Here is a 23,687-nt window from a genome sequence, read left to right on the forward strand (position 1 = left end):
TTACTATGGAAGTTAGTCAGTTGACCGATACTGGTCAAATTAGAAGCTCAAATCAAGACCAAGTAGGGGTTTTTTATAATCAAGCCGAGCAGGCCCTACTCCTGCTCTGTGATGGCATGGGCGGCCATAATGCTGGGGATGTAGCCAGTGAAATGGCCCTTTATGCAGTCGGCCATGCCTGGGAGGAATCTCCTAAGACCGATACTGAAGCGGTTCAAACTTGGTTGGAGGATAATATTGTTTCTGCTAATGACCGGGTTTTACAAGCTTCTAAAAAATATAATGATTTGTCAGGCATGGGGACCACTATTGTGGGGATTGCGATTATTGAAGGAAAGGGGATTGTCGCCCATGTGGGTGATAGTCGGGCTTATTGCTATGATGGGGAGGCCTTAAAGCCTTTGACCCGCGACCATTCCTTTGTCCAAGAACTCCTGGATATGAAGATGATTACCCCATCTGAAGCCCAAAACCACCCGCAAAAGAATATTGTGACTCAGACGGTGGGGGTAAGCGAAGATATTAAGGTGGATATTTCGGTGTTTGCCTTAGAGGCTCAGACCATGCTCTTACTCTGTTCAGATGGTTTAACCGATATGCTGACTGATGATGATATCAGTCAGATTATCGCTAGCGATGAAGATGTTAATCAGGCGGCTCAGGCCTTAATCGCTGCGGCCAACCAAGCCGGGGGCCGAGATAATATTTCGGTGGTCCTGGCCAGGATTGAGGGAGGGGATGTGTCATGAAACAAGGTCAAGTGATTGGTAATCGTTATGAAATTATCCGCCACCTTGGCTCTGGAGGGATGGCAACCGTCTATTTAGCTTATGATCCGATTTTGGAACGGGAGGTCGCCATTAAATTCCTCCGCATTGGGACTTCGGATATGGATGACGCGACTCGGCGCTTCAAACGGGAAGCCATGTCGATTTCAGAAGTGAACCACCCCAATATTGTTAATATTTACGATGTCGGTGACGATGATGATGGCCACTATATCGTGATGGAATACATTGAGGGAATTGACCTTAAACAATTTATTCGCAAAAACCATCCCATCAGTAAAGAAACTTATCAAGGAATCATGATGCAAATCCTGGCTGGGGTCGAATGTGCCCACCGAAAAGGGATTATCCACCGGGACTTAAAACCGCAAAATATCATGATTAAACCCGATGGCCAGGTAAAAATCATGGACTTTGGGATTGCCTTGGTCTCTACTGAGACTTCAATTACCCAGACCAATACCATTATTGGTTCGGTCCATTATTTATCCCCTGAACAAGCGCGGGGATCGATGGCTAGTTACCAATCGGATATTTATAGTTTGGGAATTGTTTCCTTTGAAATGCTCACTGGCCAGGTCCCCTTCGACGGGGAATCCGCCGTTAGCATAGCCATTCAACACTTCCAAGAATCCTTACCGGATATTAATCAGTTCCGTTCCGATATCCCCCAAGCCATGCAAAATGTTATCATGAAGGCGACGGCCAAGGAAGCTAATGAGCGCTATCAGACTTGCGAACAGATGCGACAAGATTTAGCGACCTGTCTGGATCCCAGCCGGGCCAATGAGGCACCATTTACGCCTTCATTGATGAAGAACGAGACTATCGTTATGGCTAAGGACGCGATCGAAAAACAAATTACTGACGAAAGAAAGGTCTCCACAGAAGCTCAGCCAGAGCCCAAAGAAACGGCTCAAGCGACCAAGGCCATGCCGCTCGGTGCCGGCTTAGCGAGTCAAAAGGCAGAAGCGAAAACCGAGCCAAAAATAAAAGCAGCTCCGCCAAAAACATCCAGTCGGCCCAAGCGGAGATGGCCTTGGTTCATTGGGGGTCTCTTGGCCATCTTATTGCTTCTTGGCGTCTTTGTCTTTGGCCAGGGGCAAAGTCAACCGGTTCCTGATCTGACCAATATGACCGAAGACCAGGCCCGTAATAGCCTGGTCAATAATGGCTTTAGCCTGGGTGAGAGTCATCAAGAATATAGCGACCAGGTGGAAAGCGGACGAGTGATCCGGACCGATCCTAGCAGTGGGAGAAAAGTCAAGGCTGACCAGCCCATTGACCTCTATATTAGCCAGGGTAAGGAACCCATTGAAATTCCTAACTACCAAGGCCAGACCCTAGAACAGGCTAAAAAAGATGCCGAGAAGAAAGGTTTTTCCGTAAGTAGTGAAGAAGTCTATAGTGAAGAGGTGGAAAAGGGTAAAGTGATTTCCCAAAATCCAGCTCCGGGGGCTAGTGTAGTGGCTAGTGAAACCAACCTGCACTTGGTCGTGAGTCTGGGTAAGGAACCCTTAACGATGGCCAACCTCCAAGGCTTAAACCAAGCGGGCGTCCAACAATATGCCCAAAGTGTGGGCTTGAATGTCAGCTTTAATGAAGCTAATTCGGATTCGGTGCCTAAGGGATTAGTAGTCTCCCAAAGTATTGCGCCTGGAGCCAACTTTAACCGCGGGGCGAATTTGACGGTGACCCTTTCTTTAGGACCTGAGGAGGAGCCAACCCACAGCTTCCGTCACACCATCACTATTCCTTACAAGGGAAAAAGATCTCGTGGAGATTCTGATGGCGAATCTAATTCCCAACGGCAGGCAGCCAATGAGATTGAAATTTACATTGATGATTTAAACCATTCTTACAATGAAGTGGCTGATCGCTTTACCATCACTGACGATAAGTCTTATACTTTGAGTTTTGAAACTGAGCCTAATAAAACCGCTCGTTTTAAGGTGGTTCGTGACGGCAAGACGATTTTAGAGAATCGAGTGAAACCAGGCGATGACTAATAGACAAATAGAAAAACAGGGCCAGATCGTTAAGGTTTTGAGTGGCTTTTACTATATTGAAGACCAAGATAGTCGGGAGATCTACCAAACCCGGGCGCGCGGTCTCTTTCGTAAGGAACAGCTGACCCCCTTAGTGGGTGACTATGTCAGCTTTCAAGCAGATAATCCCCATGAAGGAGTCTTAACTGCCGTCAAAGAGCGTAAAAATGAGCTTGACCGGCCACCTGTGGCCAATATTGACTTAGCCTTTGTCGTTGCTTCCGTGACCCAACCACAAATCCCTAGCAAGTTGATTGACCGCATGTTGGTCTATAGTGAAAGCCAAAGGATCCAACCAGCGCTTTACTTTTCTAAGTTAGATTTACTCGATGAAGCAGAACGTGAGGAATTGCAGCCGCTCTTGGCTAATTACCAGTCCCTGGGTTACCAGGTCTTAACCAATTTAGCCATGGCTCAAGCTAACGATGATTTGCTTACTGAACTCTTTCAAGGGAAAACCATCGCCGCTATGGGGCAGTCGGGTGTTGGCAAGACCACCTTGTTAAACCATCTATTGCCTGACCTCCATAAGGAAACGGCTGCAATTTCTAAGGGAATGGGTCGGGGCAAGCACACTACCCGCCATGTTGAATTACATGATGTCTATGGGGGGAAGCTAGTCGACACGCCTGGCTTTTCCAGTTTAAGCTTAGATAGCATTGAAAAGGAAGACCTAGGAAACTACTTCCCTGAAATGAGAGATCGGAGTGACTCCTGTAAGTTTCGGGAATGCTCCCACACCCACGAGCCCCAATGTGCGATTAAAGCAGCCCTAGCGGCAGGCGAGATTAGTCAAAGTCGTTATGACCATTATGTGGAATTTTTGCAGGAAATTATTAATAAAAAACCCGATTACCAACAGAAAAATAGGAGGAAGAAGAAATGAAAATTGCCCCAAGTATTTTAAATGCTGATACCGGTCGTATGCGTGAAGAAGTTGCCCGAATTGAAGAGGCTGGAGCAGACTGGGTCCATGTGGATATTATGGATGGCCATTTTGTCCCAAACCTCACATTTGGTGCGCCCATGGTGGAAGCCCTACGTCCTCACACCAAACTCTTCATTGATTGCCATATGATGGTAGATAATCCAGATGACTATATCGAATCCTTAGCCCAAGCGGGAGCAGATAGCATGACGGTGCATTTTGAAGCGGTCACCCACTTACACCGAACCATTCAAAATATTCAATCCCAAGGCATGAAAGCTGCGGTAGCGCTTAACCCAGCAACTCCAGTATCAGCCATCACACCGATCTTGAATATGGTTGATATGGTCTTAGTCATGACGGTTAACCCGGGTTTTGGTGGCCAAGCCTTCATTCCAGATATGGTAGAAAAAATGACTGAACTGGACCAAATCCGTCAGGAAAAAGGCTACCATTATCAAATCCAAGTCGATGGAGGGATCGATAACACCACCATTCGTCAGTGCTACGACCAAGGGGTGGATGTCTTTGTTTCCGGCTCTTATGTCTACAAAGGGGATTCTAACCAAGCCATCGCTTCCTTGCGGGATGCTTGCTGCTAAAAGTGAGTGAGGAAAATGATTCAACGTATTATTGCTGTGGGAAGCGCCATTGCCCATTTGGATAATCCCATTATTGCTAGTTACAAAAATGACCCCCAAGTAGCCTGGGTGGGAATTGATCGGGGGGCAAGAGAATTGCTCCGCGTCGGCTTACCCCTCAATCTAGCTGTGGGGGACTTTGATTCGGTGACCGCGGAGGAAAGACAAGCCATCCAAGAAGCGGCCCAAGAATGTATTATTTTACCCAGTGAGAAGAATGATACTGATACTGAAGCCGCTCTCATGGAAATGATGAAAAAATGGCCCCAGTCTGAACATATTATTTTTTATGGCATGCTGGGTGGCCGACTCGACCATACCCTTAATAACCTATGGATGGTTTACCAAGACCGTTTTCAACCGGTCATCTCTCGCTTAGAATTTATTTCCGATACCAATACAGTTCGCTTTTTGGAGCCTGGTGACCATACCGTTTGTCCCTATGAAGGCATGACTTATCTTTCCTTGATTTCTATGGGCCCCGTGAGCGGGTTGACCTTAAAAGACGTTAAATACTGCTTAGAGGACTTTGCCTCTGATAAGCCGCGGTCCTTTATTTCTAATGAATTTCTTCCTGATGGACGGCCCATGTCCTTAAGCTTTACTTCTGGGCTCTTGATGGTCTTACAAACCAGGGATGCTCACTAGTTATTTGCTAAGTATTTTCTAAAAGAGGTAAATTGCAATATCAAGTGCATATTTATTTTAAAAAATCCCAGTGTCATGCCAAATAACTAAAAAGCTGATAAAGTCAATAATTCTTGGCCCGTTTTTCTCTAGCTTAAAGTGCTTGATTATCATTTAGAGATTCAGGGTGGGGCTGTCAAGGTGGAGAGCGAAGCGGACCTTGACTGGCCCACACTGAATCTCTATGCTTTGTTAAGCACTTTAGCCTGCTTCTTTAAGCGTTTCCTGAAGTTTCGCAACTTCTAGGTTATAACAGTCGTTAGGGGTTTGATAATCTAAGACCTTTCTAAAGCGATTATTTATTGTATTCGTATAGTGTGCGAGTTCCTGGTATGTCAGCTTTTTAAAGCTTGTCCCTTTGGGCAAGAATTCTCTTAACATGCGATTATGTCTCTCATTACTGCCTTTTTCCCAAGCTGAATAGGCATGGGCGAAAAAGACTTCCAAATCCTTCAGAGCATACTCAAGCTGAGATAGTTTAGAAAATTCACTGCCGTTATCGGTCGTTAAGGTTTTAAAACACGCTTGACCCTCTTTAAGAATCACCTTTTTAACCGATTTTACAATGGAATCTGCATCCCACTTCCAAGTCTTCTTGGTGAGGAATTTTCGCGTTTTCCGTTCAACTAGAGTAATAAGACATGGCTCTCCTTTAGTCTTCTTTCCTATCACGAGGTCAAGCTCCCAGTGACCAAATTCTTCTCTTGAAAGGACGTCTGGGCATCGCTGATCAATGCTTTTTCCAAATACCTTTTTATTCGTCCCACGCGGTTCACTAGGTTGTTTTCTTGGACGAATCCTTGTTTTCATAGGAAGATCAATATTCCTCACATTTAATAAACCAAGATTGATATATTTATACATGGTTTTGGTGCAAGGAACTCTTTCTAAAGGGTGTTTTCTGCGGTAATCATGAATAAACGTATCAACACTGAAAATACGGTCTTCTTTAGGTGTCAGTAAGGCTTCCTCAAAGGCTTTAATGAAGTTAGATTTTCCATACAAAGCGCCTCTGGCTTTAGAATTTGACCGATTATCTTTATAAACACGCGAGCCAGTTTCTGCAAGATAGACATCAACGTAGGTATGATCATAGTTCATTTGACGTGTTTTTCCACGTTTTAGTTCACGAGATATGGTGCATTGATTGACGCCAACGGCGTCAGCAATCTCTTTCTGTTTATGTCCTTCTTGGTGCATTGCTTGGATAATTCCGCGTTTTTCTGCAGAAAGGTGTGTATATGATCTAGGTTTCGTGTTAGAATGTTTCATAGCCAGTGAGTGCTCCTTTACTTGGGTTTAGACGCTTTTAAGTATAGAGCATCACTGGTTTTTTGTCGTCCTTTTCTCTATGCACTTCATTTTACAATTTACCATTTTCTAAAAGAACTTGCAACACGGTAACCCCTATGATAAAATATTCTAGTATGTTCAAAAAACTGTAAGAAGGGAGTTATTCAACATGGCAAAACAATGTTATTTCACAGGTCGTAAAGCAAAATCTGGAAACAACCGTTCACACGCTTTAAACAGCTCAAAACGTACCTTTAAACCAAACTTGCAAAAAGTTCGTGTGTTAGTTGATGGAAAACCTAAACGTGTTTGGGTTTCAGCTCGTGCCCTTAAATCAGGAAAAGTTCAACGTGTTTAGTCAACAAACTAACGATAGAAAATCACATTAGCCATAGAGTGTTAATCATTCTACCGCTAATGTGTTTTTTTATTATTAGCTTTTAATTTAGGCCAGAGAGTGCAATATCCGCCAAAAATTGGTACAATGGGAAAAGGATTATGATATAAGAATCTTCAAGCGTATTCATCGAAAAAATGACTCTTATTAACAAGGAGGAAAAACAATGCCTGTAAAAATGGATTCTGAATATGGCGAAATTGAAATTACTAATGACGTGATTGCTAAGGTTGTGGGAATGGCTACCACACAAAATTATGGTGTGGTCGGCATGGCCAGCAAGAACCAAATCCGTGATGGCATTTCTGAAATCTTAAAAATTGAAAATTATACCAAGGGAGTCGTTGTTCGTAGCGAGGCTGATCTGGTGATCGTTGATGTTTATATTATGGTAAACTACGGTACCAAGATCTCAGAAATTTGTCGTAACGTGCAACGCTCTGTAAAATATGATTTAGGACGGCAACTAGGCATCACTGCTAATGTAGTGAACGTCTTTGTCCAAGGCATATATACAGAGGACCAATAAGCGAAGGGAGGAAGACGCTGCATGAGTCAGTTAGTCATTGATGCATCAGATTTAAGAAACATGGTTGCCGTAGGTTGCGACAAGTTAAAGCAAGGAGCAGATTATGTCGATTCTTTAAATGTCTTTCCGGTACCTGATGGGGATACAGGGACAAATATGAATCTATCCTTTTCAGCGGGATTAGGAGGAGTCGAGAAGAACAATGGGCAAAGTGTTGAAGAAGTTGCCGATGCCCTAGCTAAGGGTTTGTTAATGGGAGCACGGGGAAATTCCGGCGTAATCCTATCCCAAATCTTTAGAGGCTTTGCTAAGGGCTGTAAGGGTCTGGAAAAGTTAGATGCTAAGGCCCTAGCCAATAGCTTTGACCAGGCGGTTAAGTCGGCCTATAAGGCAGTCATGAAGCCAGTGGAAGGGACGATCTTGACCGTAGTCCGTGAGGGAGCGGAAGCCGGTCTCGTCCAAGCTGAAAAGAGTGATGATGTCATTGAGGTCATGCGCGCTGTTTCTGAAGGCGCTAACTTAGCTTTAGAGAATACCCCTAACCTGCTTCCTGTATTAAAAGAGGTTGGCGTGGTTGACTCTGGCGGTCAAGGACTGTGCTTGATCTATGCTGGCTTTTTAGAGGCCTTGACAGGTGAAGCGGTTGCTAGTTTCCATACTAATGTTGAAAACACTGACCTCACTGAATTAGCTCATGAAGAAAATTACTATAATACTTCCCATTCCGTGTCTTCGGAAGATATCAAATTCGGTTTCTGTACCGAAATTATGGTGGCCTTAGGGCAAGGATCAGAAGACTGTGAAGACTTTGACTACGAGACTTTCCGAAATTACCTGAGTGAACGCGGGGATTCCTTATTAGTGGTTAATGATGATGAAGTGGTCAAAGTTCATGTCCACACCGAACGTCCTGGTGATGTCCTCAATTATGGGCAAAAATTTGGGACCTTAATCAAGGTGAAAGTGGACAATATGCGCCAGCAACATGAGGATATCTTGACCAATAAGGCCAAGGCAGCCCCTAAGGAAAAGCAAGCCTACAGTATTATTGCTGTTTGTGCCGGTGAAGGCGTGAGTGAACTCTTTAAAGAGGCGGGGGCTAGCTACATCATTTCCGGTGGTCAGACCATGAATCCGTCAACAGAAGACTTTGTTAAGGCTATTGAAGCAGTTAATGCTGAAAATATCATCCTCTTGCCTAACAATAAGAATATCTTCATGGCGGCTAAACAAGCGGCTGATGTCAGCGAAGTGCCTACCGTGGTCCTGGAAACCGAGTCGATTACCCAAGGGCTAGCGGCCTTACTCGGCTTTAACCTCAATGATGACTTAGCAAATAACGAAAGCTCCATGAAGGAAGCCTTCCATGAAGTCAAGAGTGGGCAAGTGACCCATGCGATTCGGGACACCTCGATCTCTGGGTTGACCATCCACAAGGGTGACTATATGGGCCTGGTTGAAGGCGATATTCAAGTTTGTGATACTGATAAGACTCAGGCTGCCCGTAAAACGGTCCAGGCCTTAACCGATGAAGAAAGTGAATTAGTGACTTTAATCTATGGTGAAGATATCAGTGAAGAAGAGGCCAGCCAGTTAGCAGACCTTATCACTGAAGATAATGATCAATTAGAAGTTGAAGTCTATAAAGGGGACCAGCCTGTCTATAGTTATTTAATTTCTGTTGAATAGTTAAGAAACAGGCTGTCTTGCAGTCTGTTTTCTATATTTAGAAGGGTGAAAGAAAATGAGTCATATGAAAATAGGTATTTTGGATTTTATCCCTCGCGATCGTGAAATGACTGCGATCGAATCCTTTAAAAGTGCCATGAATTTATTACAATTGGCAGATGAAAAGGGCCTGGCTCGTTACTGGTTTGCTGAACACCACAGCACTCCGGCACTCTTAGGGTCAAGCCCCCAAGTCACATTAGGCTATGCAGCGGCGATTACCGAGCATATCCGCCTGGGCACAGGTGGGGTGATGCTGGATAATTTAAGCGCCTACCAACTGGCTGAAAACTTTAAAGTTTTGGAATGCTTAGCCCCCCACCGAATTGAAGCGGGGGTAGGTTATTCTAATCCTAAGGAACAGGCTGACCAAAAGGAAATGGGGGGCTTTGACTTTAAGAATCCCAAACCCTATAAGGATGAATTAGTCGCCCTTTATGACTATATGCATGATCAACGGTCAGTCCACCAAGAGGGTAAAGCCCGGGCCATGCCAGTCTTATTTGACCATGAGATTCCTTATTATGTCATGGTAACCTCCACCCGCCATGTTCGTTATATTGCTGAACAAGGCTGGGGCATGCTTTTTGGGCTCTTCCTTAATCCTTCTTATGAAGAATGTAAAGAAGCTATCCGCATTTATCGCAAGTATTTTAAACCTAATGGGATTAGTAATACCCCCCATGTCATGGTGTCGCTCTATGTCATTTCGGCCTATGATGAGAATGTCTTAGAAGGCTTAGAGAAGGCGGTTGATGCTTGGATACTGACCTTTAGGAGTAACAAGCGGGCCTTGTACCAACTTTTGAGTGTGGAGGAAGCGGAATTCTATCCTTTTTCTGATGAGGAGAAGGAAACCATTGACCACTACCAAGAGGCTAAATTAATCGCTAGCCCTAAAGAGATTCAGGCTAAATTTAGCCATTTGATGAAAGAATTAGACTGTGATGAATTCCTGGTGGTTAACCAATTATCTGGTTATAATTATCGCCGTGACTTAATTAATATCTTAGCGGACACCGATCTTTAGTAGCCTATAGCGGGAAGGAGTAAGCTAATGACGAGTATTACTGATCCAGTCAGCGTCTTAACTGGAGTAGGCCCTAAAAAAGCAGCCCTGTTGAAGCGTTTGAAAATTGAAAGCGTTTATGACTTACTTTGTCAATTTCCTTTTCGCTATGAAGATTTATCGGTTAAAAGTATTCAGGAATTGGTCGATAATCAAAAAGCAACCCTAAAGGGCCGGGTGGTTACTGAACCGGTGGTAAATTATTTTCGGGGACGCAAGGGCAACCGCCTGCATTTTCGTTTGCAAGTGGATCATGAAATTATCAATGTTAATTTCTTCAACCAAGCCTATCTCAAAAAGCAAATTCATAGCCAAGAGGAAATCTTGATTTATGGAACTTATGAAGCCAAGCGCCAGCAATTACTGGGGATTAAACTTATCAATTTTTCTAGTGAGGATAATGAGACCGCCTCTGTCTACCATACGACTAAGGGGCTCTCACAGTCCGCTTTAAGGCAGTTAATTAAGACGGCTCTTGACCAGTATGAAGATCAGATTCCTGAGCTTATCCCCGAAGAATTGTCAAAGCGCTATCAGTTAATTTCTCATCGCCAGGCTATCCGCTTGATGCATTTTCCCAATACTGAGTCTGATAGCCAGCAAGCCCGGCGCCAGATTAAGTACCAAGAACTCTTCCTCTATAGTCTCCGTATCCAATGGCGCAAGCTCAACCAGCGCTACCAAGAAGCGGGGGTACAAATCCACTATGACAATGACCAATTAAAAGAATTTATCCGCTCAATTCCCTTTGAATTGACCCAAGGACAAAAAGAAGTCACTAATCAAATTTGCCGGGACCTCCTACAACCCTATCCGATGAACCGGCTCTTGCAAGGGGACGTGGGGAGCGGAAAGACCATTGTGGCTTTGATCGCCCTAGCAGCTGCTGTATCGGCTGGCTTTCAAGGAGCCTTAATGGTGCCTACCGAAATTTTAGCTGAACAGCATTTTAAAGAGGCCCAAAGTATCTACCAAGCGACTGGGCTGCGCTGTGCCTTGTTAACCGGGTCTACCAAGGGCAAAGAGCGCAAGCAAATCCTTGCCCAGTTGGCTCAGGGGGACCTTGACCTAATGATCGGCACCCATGCCCTCTTCCAGGAAGATGTTCACTTTAAGGACCTGGGGCTGGTCATTATCGATGAGCAGCATCGCTTTGGGGTTAAGCAGCGTCGGCAACTAATCGATAAGAATGCAGACCGCCATCCTAATGTTCTCTATATGACCGCTACCCCCATTCCTCGGACCCTAGAAATTACCTTGATGGGCGATATGGAAGTTTCCAAGTTAAAGGAACTCCCCGCTGGTCGTCAGCCGGTTAAAACCCTCTGGATAAGGCCCCAGGAGGCTAGCCAGGTCGACTATCTCTTAAAGCAGGAACTAGCTAAGGGGCGGCAAGCTTATATTATTTGTCCCCTGGTAGGAGAGTCAGAAAAAGTCGAGGCCCAAAACGCCGAAAAAATTTATGTTGATTACCAGGCCCGTTTTGGGGACCACTACCAGGTCGGCCTCCTTCATGGGCAGTTATCTAATGAAGAAAAAGAAGCCGTCATGCAGGCCTATAGTGACAATACCATCCAGCTTCTGGTGGCCACCACTGTGGTTGAGGTGGGAGTCAATGTCCCCAATGCCAGCTTAATGGTTATTTTGGATGCCGACCACTTCGGTCTAGCTCAACTTCATCAATTACGGGGTCGGGTTGGCCGGGGCCAGGCAGCCTCTTTCTGTCTCTTGTTGGCTGACCCCCATACGGAAAACGGTAAAGAACGGATGCGAATCATGACTGAGTCTAATGATGGCTTTTATTTGAGCCAGCAAGACTTAGAATTACGGGGAGCAGGCGACTATTTTGGCACCAAGCAGAGTGGCTTACCTGAATTCCACTTAGCCGATCCGGTCGAAGATGGCGAGATTCTAGAATATAGCCGTCAGGACGCCATTCAATTTGCCCCTTATCTCATGGAAAATGTCCAGGACTATCCCTTACTAGGGTCCTGGTTGAATCAAGTGGAAGAAGAACGTCAAGCCTGATCTAGGCTAAAGGAGTGAAGCTCATGATTAAAATTGCAGTAGATGCTATGGGTGGTGACCACGCCCCTCAAGCTATCGTGGAAGGGGCCCTGGCAGCAGTCCAGGCCTATTCCGATATTCAGATCCTGCTCTATGGGGACCAAGACAAAATCCAAGCCCTGCTTCCTGAGGGCGATTATCCTATTGAGATTGTCCATTGTTCCGAAAAAATTGCTGGTGATGATGAACCTGTCCGGGCCATCCGCCGCAAGAAGGATTCCTCTATGGTGGTTGCCGCTAAGGCGGTAAGAAAAGGACAGGCAGATGCCTTGGTCTCAGCCGGTAACACTGGGGCTCTCTTAGCAGCAGGAACCTTGTTAGTCGGGCGCATTAAAGGGATTGATCGCCCGGCCTTATTGGGAACCCTACCTAATTTAAGAGAATCAGGGGAATCCTTTGTCTTGGTAGATATGGGCGCTAATGCCGATGCCAAAGCCAAGCAACTTTGGGAGAATGCCCTGATGGGTAACCAATATGCCAAGGATGTCTTAGGTAAGAGCCAGCCACGGGTGGGACTCTTGAATAATGGTTCTGAGGATAGCAAGGGCAACAAAGTCACTAAAGAAGCCTTTGAATTACTGAGCCAAGAAGAACAGATCCACTTCATCGGTAATGTAGAATCCCGCGACATCTTAGCTGGGGTCTGTGATGTGGTGGTTAGTGATGGTTTTACCGGTAATGCCGTTTTAAAGGCCATTGAGGGGACGGCTAAAGAGATTCTTACATTAGTCAGTCACAGCCTCAAATCAGGGAACCTCCAAACAAAACTAGGGGCCTTACTGATAAAAAATTCATTAAAGGAAACTCTAGGGCAATTTGATATTGAAAGTGTTGGTGGAGCAACCCTGTTTGGAGTTAAAGCCCCAGTGATTAAGTGTCACGGGAATGCCAGTGCCAAGACTGTTGCTGCAACCATCGGCCAGGCCCGGCAAATTGTCAAGTCAGGGACCTATGACAGTCTGGCACAACAAATCGCTAATCAGGAAAGTCAAGCAGAAGACTAGGTCTTTGAAAAGAAAATGTTTTGGGAAGGAAGACCAGCTATGGAAGAGAGAAAAATTTTTGATATCATTCGGGAAATGATCAGCGAACGATTTGGTTTGGAAGATGAGAAGATCGATAAAACTACCCACTTATCTAAGGACCTGGGGGCGGATTCCTTAGATATAGTGGAGCTGGTCATGACCTTAGAAGATTATTTCAAGGTTTCCATTCCCGATTCAACTGCAGACCATATTGAAACCTTAGAAGAATTAGTTGATGCCATTAGTTTGGCGAAAAAGAGTTAATTATTAAGGAGGAAAACCATGTTTCAAGCGATTAAGCAGCTTTTTAAAGAGCAATTTGATTTGGACATTCATGAAAAACGTCATTATCAAATTGCCTTTACGCATTCGTCCTATGTGAATGAAAAACGCAAAGAAAATTTAGAGGACAATGAACGGATTGAATTTTTAGGGGATGCGGTTTTGGAGTTAACAGTCTCTAATTTTCTCTACCATTACTTTCCCCAATTACCAGAAGGCGATCTATCTCGGATTCGGGCCTTGATTGTCTGTGAGGAAAGTTTGAGTAAACGCTGTAAGGAATGTGGCTTTGACCAATACGTCCGTCTAGGGCACGGTGAAGAAGCCAATGGTGGTCGAGAACGTTCTTCCTTACTTTGTGATTTATTTGAAGCCGTTGTGGGAGCCTTATATCTTGATCTTGGGTTAGATGCTATTGAGAAGTTTTTAGAGCAAACCATTTATCCTAAGATCGAGAGCGGTGAATTTAAGGACCACCGAGACAATAAAACCGCCCTCCAAGAAGAACTACAAAAAGATGGTCAGATTAACCTATCCTATCGTTTATTGAAGGAATCTGGCCCCTCCCATAATAAACGCTTTGAAGTGGCGGTCTGTTTGGATGGTGAAATCATCGGTCAAGGCCAGGGGACTTCTAAGAAGCATGCTGAACAGGCGGCAGCCAAACAGGCCCTCGAGGATATACAAAAAGATAAATAAAGGACGGCAAGTGTGTGTATTTAAAAACAATTGAAATGGTCGGTTTTAAGAGCTTTGCAGAGAAAACCCGGGTCGAACTCGACCGGGGTTTTACAGCCATAGTTGGACCAAACGGTAGTGGTAAATCGAATATCACTGAAGCAGTGAAATGGGTGCTCGGTGAACAATCCGCGAAATCACTGCGGGGAAAAAGAATGGATGACGTGATTTTCTCAGGTTCACAAAGTCGGCGGCAATCCCAGTACGCCCAGGTTGCTTTAACCTTTGACAATAGTGACCGGGTTCTTGATATGGATAGTGATGAGGTCTCGGTATTGAGACGCTATACCCGTTCGGGCGACAGTATCTATAAAATTAATGGCCAAAATTGCCGCTTAAAGGATATTACCCAGTTAATGATGGATACGGGAGTGGGAAAGGAATCCTTTTCCATTATTTCCCAAGGTAAGGTAGAAGAGATCTTTACCCAGCGGGCTGAAGAGCGGCGCGCTATCTTTGAAGAAGCTGCTGGGGTCATGAAGTATAAGAGTAAGAAACAAGAAGCTGAACGCAAGCTGGACCGGTCTCAAGAAAATTTAAATCGAATTGAAGATATCTTGTCAGAAATTGAAGGCCGCTTGGAGCCACTCAAGGAGCAAAAAGAGGCGGCTGTTTCTTACCGGGATAAGAAGCAAGAGCTCAGTCAAATTGAAATTGCCCTGACTGCTGTTCAAATTGAAACCCTCAATGAACAATGGCAACTGGCTAAGAAAGATTTGGAAAACATTCAAGCAACTAATGATGCAAAGAAGGATCAACTTAACCAGGAAGAAACAGCTCTGGCCCAAGCCAAGGCCACGGAAGAACAGTTTGATGACCGCGTCAATGAACTCAATGACAGCTACGTGGTTAAGCTCCAGGCTGGGGAGAAATTACGTAGCCAACTGCAAATGATGGAGCAGGAGCAGCGTTTTATCCAGTCTAACCGCCAAAACCAAGAAAAAGAACAGGCAAATTTACAAGCAAAAATTGAAAAACTACAAGCGGACCTAAAAAATAACCAGGCCCAGCTCGATGAGTACCAAGAAACTTATCAAAGCCAAGCCGATTCCTATCAATCCCTCAAGGAGCAGTTAGCCGCTTTGAGTGACTACAGCGAAGAAGATTTGGAAGACTTGCGTAACCAATACATCGCTTATTTACAGGAAGAGAGCCATTTATCTAATCAGATCCAGCAAACTGAGAAGGATATCCAACAAGGGCAAAAGAACCAAGAAAAATATGCTGAGAGAATCCGAGCTAGTCAAAAAGAGCAGGCTAAGCTGGAAGGCCAGCGGGAAAAATTGGCCCAAGAAATTAGTCAAAAAGAGCAAACTTTAAAAGACTTACTTCAAGACTATCAAGACCAAGCCCAGTCACTGAAGCAGTCCCAAACACAAGTCCAAGCGGCGACCAAGTCTAACCAGACCCTTTATCAAAAGCTTTTGAGAAAGCAAGCTCAATTAGATTCCTTAAAGAATTTAGAGGATAATCACGAAGGCTTTTACTACGGGGTCAAAAACGCCCTGAAGTTAAAGAGTCAAAAAAGAGGGATTTTTGGAGCCATTGCGGAATTGATCGATGTCCCTGAGGACTATACCCTGGCGGTAGAAACGGCCTTAGGGGGCAGCATGCAAAATATCGTCACCCATGATGGTCAAGTGGCCCAAGAAGTGATTGCCTACTTGAAGGCCAAGAAAGCTGGACGGGCCACTTTCTTACCCCTGGATACCATGAAAAGTCGGCGGATCAGTGACCAGCAAGTCAGCCGAGTCCAATCAGAGCCCGCTTACATTGGTTTGTTGGTTGACCTGGTAGACTTTGACGACCAATTTCAGTCCGTCATGGAAAATGTGATGGGAAATATCATTCTAGCTGAGGACTTAACTGGGGCTCGTCGCCTATCCCAGGCTCTTAATGCTCGTTACCGGATCGTCACTCTGACCGGAGACCTCGTTAATGCGGGAGGATCCTTAACCGGGGGCGCTAATAAGCGGACCCAGACCTCCCTTCTTAGTCGTAAAAATGACATCCAAAGCTTAAGCCAAGCTATTGAATCCATGGAAGCCGCTTACCAAGAAGCGGCTAGCCGGATAGCAACCCAGCAAGAAGGCCAAGATCAGCTGACCCAGGTTTTAGAAAACTTGAAAGAAAAGGGCAGTGAAGCCCGCTATGACCTGTGCTCTAGCCAGGCCGAAAGGGAGCGCTTGACTCAGGAGCTGGAAAAATTGGCTAAGGAAGTTCAAGGCCAAGACTATGAGAAAAATCTCAGCCAAGAGGATGTTAAGCAGAGTCAGGAAGACTTGGCAGCCAGCCAGGAAAAACTGACCCACCTACAAGAAAAAATTCAAGCAGCCAAGGCTAAGATCGATGCCCGTTTACTTTCTGATGAAGAAAAAGGCCAACAAAAAGCCCAATTGCAAGACGAGTTTCAAGAGATTGCGACTGACTTTGCGGTCACCAAGGAGCAAGTTAAGCAGGCTAAGGACCGAAAAACTAGCTTATCCGCAGAGCTCGCTGACCAGGAAAAATCCTATCAAGACCTTGCTAACTTATTAAGCCAAGCTCTGACCAATGATAGCGACCAGGAGGAGAAGAAAAAGCATTTAGAGACTCAATTACAAAGCTTCCAAAAGCAAAGTAAAGATATCCAGTCTCAGTTAAAAACAGCCAAAGAAGAACGCCAGGTAGCTAGTCAAAAGGTTGAGGCTGCCAATCAAATGATTAGTCAACTGAACTCAGAAATTCAAAGCAACTTACAAAGGATTGCTAAGTTAGAGGCCAGTGCCAGTCGCTATGAGGTCTCAATCGATAATCACCTGGAACAGTTGAGTGAATCATACGGTTTGACCTATGAACGGGCGCGGGCAGAAAGTCAGTTAACCATGTCGATTGACCAAGCCTCCAACCGGGTCAAGCAATTAAAGCAGGCGATTGACCACCTGGGACCAGTGAATATGCAGGCCATTGAGGAATATGATGAGGTGTATGAGCGTTTTTGCTTCATCGATAAACAGCGCCAAGATGCTATCGATGCTCGTGAAAATCTCTATCAAACCATTGCTGAAATGGATAGTGAAGTCTCTACCCGCTTTAAGACGACCTTTGAAGCTATCCGCGACGCCTTTGAAAATATTTTCCCGGCTCTCTTTGGTGGAGGAAAGGCGACCCTCAAGCTCACCGATCCCAATGACTTACTAAATACTGGGGTAGAAATCATGGCCCAACCGCCAGGGAAGAAACTCCAGCTCTTGAGCTTGTTATCGGGTGGTGAGCGGGCCCTTACCGCTATTGCCCTGCTCTTTGCCATTTTGGATGTCAAAACGGTGCCTTTCTCCATTTTGGATGAAGTTGAAGCGGCTTTAGATGATGCCAATGTGGCCCGCTATGGGCGCTATTTGCAAAAATTTGCTCAAAAAACGCAATTTATTGTCATTTCCCACCGTAAGGGAACCATGGAAGCCGCTAATATTCTTTATGGGGTGACCATGCAGCAGGAGGGAATTTCTCAACTGGCTTCGGTTCGTTTAGAGGACGTTGATGACCAGTTGGACTAGGAGATAATGTCTGTAAAGCGTAATTGGGACTGGGAAATTTCTCCCCAGTCCTTTTTTAATACAATTTCTCTAGTCAAAATCTGTTCCAATCACACTCTAGTTGAGCTCGGAAGGGTGAGGGGATGTCCTTTCAGAAAAGTTGAACGAGTCTGGGACAAAAGCCTCAAAACAAAAAGGGTTAAGAAGTTAGTTTTCACTAATTTCTTAAGGTTCTATAATATTTGGTGTTGATGGGAGCCAACGGCTCTTCATTGGCACCATTTTTTTATACACAAAAAGTCATGGAAAGCCTATACTGAAAATACAAACAAACACACAGAAAGGCGGATTCCATGACTCAATCCCATTGTATACAAAATCTCTTTAATATAAAAGATGAAAATATTGAAATTGAAGATAAAGTAGTGGAGGAAAAGAAAGGCAATATCGTTCATAAGGTTATTTTTGGGAACTTAACTAACCAACCTTCTCACTGTTCCCATTGCGGCCATATCAACGAATCACAAGCTGATATCGTTAAAAATGGTTCTTATTCAAGCGATATCTTACTAACAACCATTAATGATGGGCAACCCGTTACTTTGCGTCTTAAAAAGCAACGTTTCTTTTGTAAACACTGCCAAAGGACTTTTAATGCTAAAACTCCCATAGTCACTGCTAATTGTTATATTTCTAACACGCTAAAAAATGCAATCACTTTTGCTCTCAGTGAGACGATAGCGATGACTCTTATTGGTAAACAACACAATGTTTCCGTATCGACGGTGATTCGACTTCTAGAAGAAAGAGGAAAAGCATTACTTCCTAAATTTAATTATTTGCCCCAGTACCTTTCTTTTGATGAATTTAAATCAGTGAAAAATGTCAGTGGTGCGATGAGCTTTATTTTTATTGATCCAGTGAACCATCGGTTAATTGATATTGTTGAAAATCGACAAAAGAGCGAATTAATCCACTACTTTATGCGTTTTTCTTACCAAAGTCGTCAAGCCGTCAAAATCGTTACAATTGATATGTATAGCCCGTATATCGAAGTCATCCGCGCTTGTTTTCCCAATGCAAAAATTCTATTTGACCGTTTTCATGTCATTCAACATCTCAATTTGGCCATCAATTCCGTACGTATTCAGCTAATGAATCAGATTCGCTATCAATCACCACGTGATTATCGCAAATTAAAGCAGCTATGGAAGTTGCCTTTAAAAAATGAATGGGAACTTGACTTTAAAAACTTATATACTCATCGACTTTTTGACGGTCTCGTTTCAGAACAGATGATTGTTGATTACCTCACCAATTTATCTCCCGAATTATCGCGCACCTATACTTACGTTAATCGCCTAAAATATAGTATTTATACCCATGATATTCAGTCCTTTAGAGACTTGCTTATTGAAGTCAAGAAATACACATTTCCACGTAGAGTACGAACCATTTTTCAAACGTTAGAAAGATATCAAGAAGGTATTTGTACAGCTTTAACGTATACTTTATCTAACGGTCCAATAGAAGGAATGAACAATAAAACGAAACTGATTAAGCGCACAGGATATGGGTATCGTCGTTTTGATCATTTAAGAATACGTATAATAATGGCCTCTCGATTGGTATGTAATGATTTTCAACCTCGGCCTCTCACTTTTTCAGAAGCAGCATAGTCTTTGTGATACTTATTCATTATTTATGATATTGCTTTCTTACTCTTTATTTTCGCCTATGGCGAAAAAATAAGAAATAAGAGGTCTTTTAATCATACCCATTTTTCTTTGATCGGCAAATATAAAAAAATGTCATACCATTTCTGATATGACATTAATTATAAATATTCTCATCAACACTATTTGACAAAGAACCTTTCTTAACCCTTTTACTTAAAATTAGGTATTAAAAAAGCACCCTGTTATAATATTAGTAACCACACTAAAGATTAAGGGGTGCTTCTTATGTACATACAATATAACATGAATCAAACAACACTTCCACTAGAATTATCTGCATGTATCGATCCAGATCATATTGTATTTTCAATCTATAATTTTATTGAATCTCTGGATGAAAAATACTTTGAAAGCTTCAGTACGCAGGACGGTCGTCCTGCCTATCATCCAAAACCTTTAATCATGGCACTTCTATATGCTTATAGTAAAGGCGTATTTAGCGGAAGAAAAATAGAGGAACTGATGGTTGAAAATTTACCCATGCAGTGGCTAGTCGCTCAACAAGTTATTAGCTATCGAACGATTAATCGCTTCCGTTCTTCAGAAAATTGCAGATCTTTATTAGAAAATCTATTCGTTGAGTTTACCACTCAGTTAAAGTTAGAGAAATTAATTCATTTAGAAAATTGCTTTATAGATGGAACTAAAATTGAAGCGAATGCCAATAAATATTCTTTTGTTTGGAAAAAGGCAACTGAAAAATATGCAGAGCGATTAAAAGTGACCTCACGTGAATATTACTTTAATGAAATTCAACCGATGGTTGATGCTGGCATCCAATATGATGAAAATTTAGATCTAGAAGAAACGATGCTTCAAGAGATATCTAAAGTGCTTAAGGAAGAAATCGATAAACTCACTGAAGATATTGAGGGAACTCCTGTAAAAGGGCCAGATCAACGTAAACAAGAACGTCGTCGTTTGAAAAAACATTACCGTAAAGTGAGTCAAGATTTTCTACCTCGCAAACAAAAGTATGCCAAACAGTTTGAAACATTTAACGGAAGAAATAGCTATTCAAAAACAGATCCTGATGCGACGTTCATGCGAATGAAAGATGACCATATGATGAATGGGCAATTGAAAGCGGGATATAATATCCAAGTAGCGACTGAAAACCAATTTGTCCTTCATTATGATATTTTCCACAATCCGACGGATACGCGGACTTTACAACCCTTTGTTGAAAGTTTTCCTAATTCCCCGAAATGCATTGTAGCTGATGCTGGTTATGGTAGCGAAGAAAACCTTACTTATTTAGATAACCATAAAATTAACCACTTGATTAAATATAATCGGTTTGATAAAGAGCAGAAAAAGAAACATAAAAAATCAGCTAAAAATATGGATAATTGGAGTTACGATAAGCAAAGTAATACTTTCACACATCCTGATGGCACGGTTTATTTCTTTAGTCATCTCCAAAAACGAAAAAATAAAATGAGTGGTTATATTTCTGAAATTCAGGTTTATAAGCCTTTGGATCCAGAAAATGCGCCGCAAAAGGCGCTTTACTATAATAAAAACTATCAGGAATTAAAGAATATAGAAACACAGAAGCTTTTATCTGAAGAAGGATCTAGGCTCTTTTCCAAACGGAAAATTGACGTTGAACCAGTTTTTGGCCAGATAAAGGCTATTTTAGGGTTCACTCGATTTAACCTCAGAGGGAAAACAAAGGTTAAAACTGATGTTGGATTGGCCTTCATGGCCAATAATTTGAAAAAATATAGCAAAATAAAAGCAAGAAAATAAGAGAATCTACAAATCACGCTTAAGTAATTTGTAGATTCTCTTTTTTTTATAGTCCGTAGACTTTTGTCCCAGACTCTTTTCATCTTTTCTTCCAAGGAATCTCCCTCCCTGCTCCTTCCTCACATCCTTATAGTTGAGCTCGGACGCCAGACTTGAAGTCGCTTCAGAAAATACCAACACACTGACCTGCTGTGTTTATGGTATTTTCCTCCACCGATTCAAGTCCTTAGCGGCGTCCTCACATCCTTTCCAAACCTGTTCCAGTCACAGGACGAACGTCCGCTTCAAAAACTGGTAACGCTCAGCTTTGTTGAGCTTTTCCCAGTTTTCTCCAGCGATTTCGTCCTTTGTTGTGACTGTCACACTCTCTAGTTGAGTTCGGACGCCAGACTTGAAGTCATTTCAGAAAATTCCATCGCACAGACTTGCTGAGCTTATGGTATTTTCCTCCAATGATTCAAGTCTTTGACGGCGTCCTCACATCCTTTCCAAATGGGTTATTTTCTTGATCTGTGATATAATGAGTTAGAAATTTTGTAAAGTTTGCTTCGGCATGCGCTAAGGATTTATAAAGGATAGATTGCATGATTAAACTTATTGCTATTGACTTAGATGGAACCTTATTACGCGATGATAAGACCATTAGTGAAGCCAATGCTTCTACCATAAGAAAAGCGGTGGAAGCGGGGATTGAAGTGGTGATTTGTACCGGTCGTCCCATTGAAGGCATTCAATTTGCCTTGGATCGCTTTAACATGAACACCGCTAAACACTTTTCCATCACTTATAATGGTGGCTTAGTCTTACACAATGATTCCCGTGAGATTATTTCTGAAACCATTATGACGACGGCTGATGTGCTTCGCATTTATGACATGATGTATGGGCTCGATTTACCCATTGATGCGGTTGATATCGATACCGTCCATCGCCTCAACTACCCCAAGGACTGGCCGGGCCACTATGACCAACAAATGCCTTTCCTTCCCTTTGTTCCTTTTGACTTGGATGCTGTGGGGATGGACCATCATTTTTATAAAACCGTGACCAATACCCCTAAGGAGCACATTGAAGACCAGTTATCGGACTTGCCGGACTGGCTCTACCAAGACTATTCCGTTATGCGCTCTCACGGCCATCAGTTAGAAGTGATGCCAAAGGGCGTAGACAAGGGGCAGGGCTTGGCCGCTTTAGCTAAATATTTAAAGATTGATGTTAGTGAAGTCATGGCCATTGGCGACGAAGAGAACGATAAGGCTATGTTACAATGGGCAGGAACAGCTGTTGTCATGGCTAATGGCAATGAAGCAATAAAAAAATATGCTGACTATATTACTAAATCCAATATGGACGATGGGGTTGCCCATGCCATTGAAGAATTGGTATTGAAGTCTTAAGGGAGTGAATCAATTTGGGTTTATTTGACCGTATTAAACAAGCCTTTACCGGTGAAGATCCACTAGTCGCTGAACAGGCTAAGAACCGGGAGGAAGAAGAAGAGAAGATTGTCTTTGAAAAGTATGACAAGGGTGTCGAGAAGACGCGGAAAAGTTTTTCCGAGCGCATGAATGACCTCTTTGCTGGTTTTCGTGAGGTCGATGAAGAATTCTTTGATGATTTAGAAGAAGCTTTGATTACTAGTGATGTTGGTTTTGACATGACTCTAGCCCTATCGGATGCCGTTCGTGAAGAAGTGCAAAGACGGAATGTGACTAAGGGAGAAGATGTCAAAAATACTGTTATTGAGGAAATGGTCAAGATCTATGAAAAAGGGCAGGACGGCTCAGTTTCCTTAAAGGAAAATCCCGATGGGCCAACTGTGATGCTCTTTGTCGGGGTTAATGGGGTTGGAAAAACCACTACTATTGCCAAGGTCGCCCACCACTACATCAGCCAGGGCAAGAAAGTCCTCCTAGCTGCTGGAGATACCTTCCGGGCCGGAGCAGTAGAACAATTAAATACCTGGGGCCAACGGGTTGGAGCGCCGGTGGTTAGTGGCAAGGCCAATGGTGACCCTTCTGCTGTGGTTTATGACGCTGTTCATAAGGCGGTCAGTGAAGGCTATGACTACCTATTAATTGATACAGCTGGTCGCTTACAAAATAAGAAGAACTTGATGAATGAATTGGATAAGATGAACCGGGTCATTAAGCGGGAAATTCCTGATGCCCCCCATGAAACCTTATTAGTTTTAGATGCCACCACGGGACAAAATTCCCTGGTACAGGCCAAGGAATTTAATAAAACCGTTGACATTACCGGCTTAGTCTTAACTAAATTAGATGGTACCGCTCGTGGGGGAGTTATCTTTGCCATTCGTTATGAGCTAGACTTACCAGTGAAGCTGATAGGACTAGGCGAAGGCATGGATGATTTACAACCATTTGACGGAGAGAAATTTATCTATCAATTAGTTAAAGACGTTGTTGAAGTCTAAAAATCAGGAGGCTGGGGAAAT

At 43.4% G+C, this 23,687-nt stretch carries 19 protein-coding genes; 18 read left to right on the forward strand and 1 reads right to left on the reverse strand.

All coding sequences use genetic code 11. The annotated features are described in order from the left end of the window. Positions 1 to 5 precede the first annotated feature (5 nt). The 5 genes from CJ190_RS02280 to CJ190_RS02300 are packed head-to-tail and all read left to right on the forward strand — an operon-like array spanning position 6 to position 5,053. Complete coding sequence (locus CJ190_RS02280; RefSeq protein WP_064293556.1) at positions 6 to 749, forward strand: Stp1/IreP family PP2C-type Ser/Thr phosphatase; 744 nt, start codon at positions 6 to 8, stop codon at positions 747 to 749. Beyond that, the gene (gene pknB / locus CJ190_RS02285) at positions 746 to 2,797 is read left to right on the forward strand and encodes a Stk1 family PASTA domain-containing Ser/Thr kinase (protein ID WP_064293557.1); all 2,052 of its coding nucleotides are present in this window, start codon (positions 746 to 748) and stop codon (positions 2,795 to 2,797) included. Before CJ190_RS02280 ends, pknB begins: the two co-directional genes overlap by 4 nt. Further along, complete coding sequence (gene rsgA, locus CJ190_RS02290; protein ID WP_064293558.1) at positions 2,790 to 3,722, forward strand: ribosome small subunit-dependent GTPase A; 933 nt, start codon at positions 2,790 to 2,792, stop codon at positions 3,720 to 3,722. Before pknB ends, rsgA begins: the two co-directional genes overlap by 8 nt. After that, positions 3,719 to 4,366 carry a ribulose-phosphate 3-epimerase gene (gene rpe, locus CJ190_RS02295; protein ID WP_064293559.1) on the forward strand — a complete coding sequence of 216 codons (648 nt, stop codon included), beginning with the start codon at positions 3,719 to 3,721 and terminating at the stop codon, positions 4,364 to 4,366. Before rsgA ends, rpe begins: the two co-directional genes overlap by 4 nt. 15 nt (positions 4,367 to 4,381) lie before the next feature. Then, entirely contained in the window at positions 4,382 to 5,053 is a 672-nt protein-coding gene (locus CJ190_RS02300; protein ID WP_082888728.1) for a thiamine diphosphokinase, read from the forward strand. Between the two features lie 240 nt (positions 5,054 to 5,293). On the opposite strand, the gene CJ190_RS02305 is transcribed toward CJ190_RS02300, so the two are convergent. Next, complete coding sequence (locus tag CJ190_RS02305) at positions 5,294 to 6,364, reverse strand: IS30 family transposase (RefSeq protein WP_101562109.1); 1,071 nt, start codon at positions 6,362 to 6,364, stop codon at positions 5,294 to 5,296. Positions 6,365 to 6,554: 190 nt separating this feature from the next. On the opposite strand from CJ190_RS02305, the gene rpmB reads away from it, so the two are divergent. The 13 genes from rpmB (at position 6,555) to ftsY (ending at position 23,666) form a co-directional block, all read left to right on the forward strand. Then, the gene (rpmB, locus tag CJ190_RS02310) at positions 6,555 to 6,743 is read left to right on the forward strand and encodes a 50S ribosomal protein L28 (protein WP_041706165.1); all 189 of its coding nucleotides are present in this window, start codon (positions 6,555 to 6,557) and stop codon (positions 6,741 to 6,743) included. Positions 6,744 to 6,948: 205 nt separating this feature from the next. After that, positions 6,949 to 7,311: an Asp23/Gls24 family envelope stress response protein gene (locus CJ190_RS02315; protein ID WP_013668911.1), complete on the forward strand. Its 363-nt coding sequence runs from the start codon at positions 6,949 to 6,951 to the stop codon at positions 7,309 to 7,311. A gap of 21 nt (positions 7,312 to 7,332) precedes the next feature. After that, positions 7,333 to 9,000: a DAK2 domain-containing protein gene (locus CJ190_RS02320; protein WP_064293560.1), complete on the forward strand. Its 1,668-nt coding sequence runs from the start codon at positions 7,333 to 7,335 to the stop codon at positions 8,998 to 9,000. A gap of 55 nt (positions 9,001 to 9,055) precedes the next feature. Then, the gene (locus tag CJ190_RS02325; RefSeq protein ID WP_083307068.1) at positions 9,056 to 10,069 is read left to right on the forward strand and encodes an MsnO8 family LLM class oxidoreductase; all 1,014 of its coding nucleotides are present in this window, start codon (positions 9,056 to 9,058) and stop codon (positions 10,067 to 10,069) included. A gap of 27 nt (positions 10,070 to 10,096) precedes the next feature. Further along, positions 10,097 to 12,136, forward strand: coding sequence for an ATP-dependent DNA helicase RecG (recG, locus tag CJ190_RS02330; protein WP_064293561.1), 2,040 nt, complete (start codon positions 10,097 to 10,099; stop codon positions 12,134 to 12,136). 23 nt (positions 12,137 to 12,159) lie between these two features. After that, positions 12,160 to 13,179, forward strand: a complete 1,020-nt coding sequence (gene plsX, locus CJ190_RS02335) for a phosphate acyltransferase PlsX (RefSeq protein ID WP_064293562.1) — start codon at positions 12,160 to 12,162, stop codon at positions 13,177 to 13,179. Positions 13,180 to 13,218: 39 nt separating this feature from the next. Further along, on the forward strand, positions 13,219 to 13,464 hold the full coding sequence (gene acpP, locus CJ190_RS02340; RefSeq protein ID WP_060777885.1) for an acyl carrier protein: 246 nt from the start codon (positions 13,219 to 13,221) through the stop codon (positions 13,462 to 13,464). Positions 13,465 to 13,482: 18 nt separating this feature from the next. Next, on the forward strand, positions 13,483 to 14,181 hold the full coding sequence (gene rnc / locus CJ190_RS02345) for a ribonuclease III (protein WP_064293563.1): 699 nt from the start codon (positions 13,483 to 13,485) through the stop codon (positions 14,179 to 14,181). 14 nt (positions 14,182 to 14,195) lie between these two features. Beyond that, entirely contained in the window at positions 14,196 to 17,756 is a 3,561-nt protein-coding gene (smc, locus tag CJ190_RS02350) for a chromosome segregation protein SMC (protein WP_101562124.1), read from the forward strand. 332 nt (positions 17,757 to 18,088) lie between these two features. Further along, complete coding sequence (locus CJ190_RS02355) at positions 18,089 to 19,414, forward strand: ISL3 family transposase (RefSeq protein WP_101562096.1); 1,326 nt, start codon at positions 18,089 to 18,091, stop codon at positions 19,412 to 19,414. Positions 19,415 to 19,699: 285 nt separating this feature from the next. Further along, positions 19,700 to 21,229 (forward strand): IS1182 family transposase, encoded by a 1,530-nt coding sequence (locus CJ190_RS02360; RefSeq protein WP_284614191.1) that lies wholly within the window; start codon positions 19,700 to 19,702, stop codon positions 21,227 to 21,229. 584 nt (positions 21,230 to 21,813) lie between these two features. Further along, positions 21,814 to 22,626 carry a Cof-type HAD-IIB family hydrolase gene (locus tag CJ190_RS02365; protein WP_064292579.1) on the forward strand — a complete coding sequence of 271 codons (813 nt, stop codon included), beginning with the start codon at positions 21,814 to 21,816 and terminating at the stop codon, positions 22,624 to 22,626. Positions 22,627 to 22,640: 14 nt separating this feature from the next. Continuing rightward, positions 22,641 to 23,666, forward strand: a complete 1,026-nt coding sequence (gene ftsY / locus CJ190_RS02370; RefSeq protein WP_070598024.1) for a signal recognition particle-docking protein FtsY — start codon at positions 22,641 to 22,643, stop codon at positions 23,664 to 23,666. Positions 23,667 to 23,687: the final 21 nt, after the last annotated feature.

Source organism: Aerococcus loyolae (genome assembly GCF_002871915.2).
Classification (GTDB): domain Bacteria; phylum Bacillota; class Bacilli; order Lactobacillales; family Aerococcaceae; genus Aerococcus; species Aerococcus loyolae.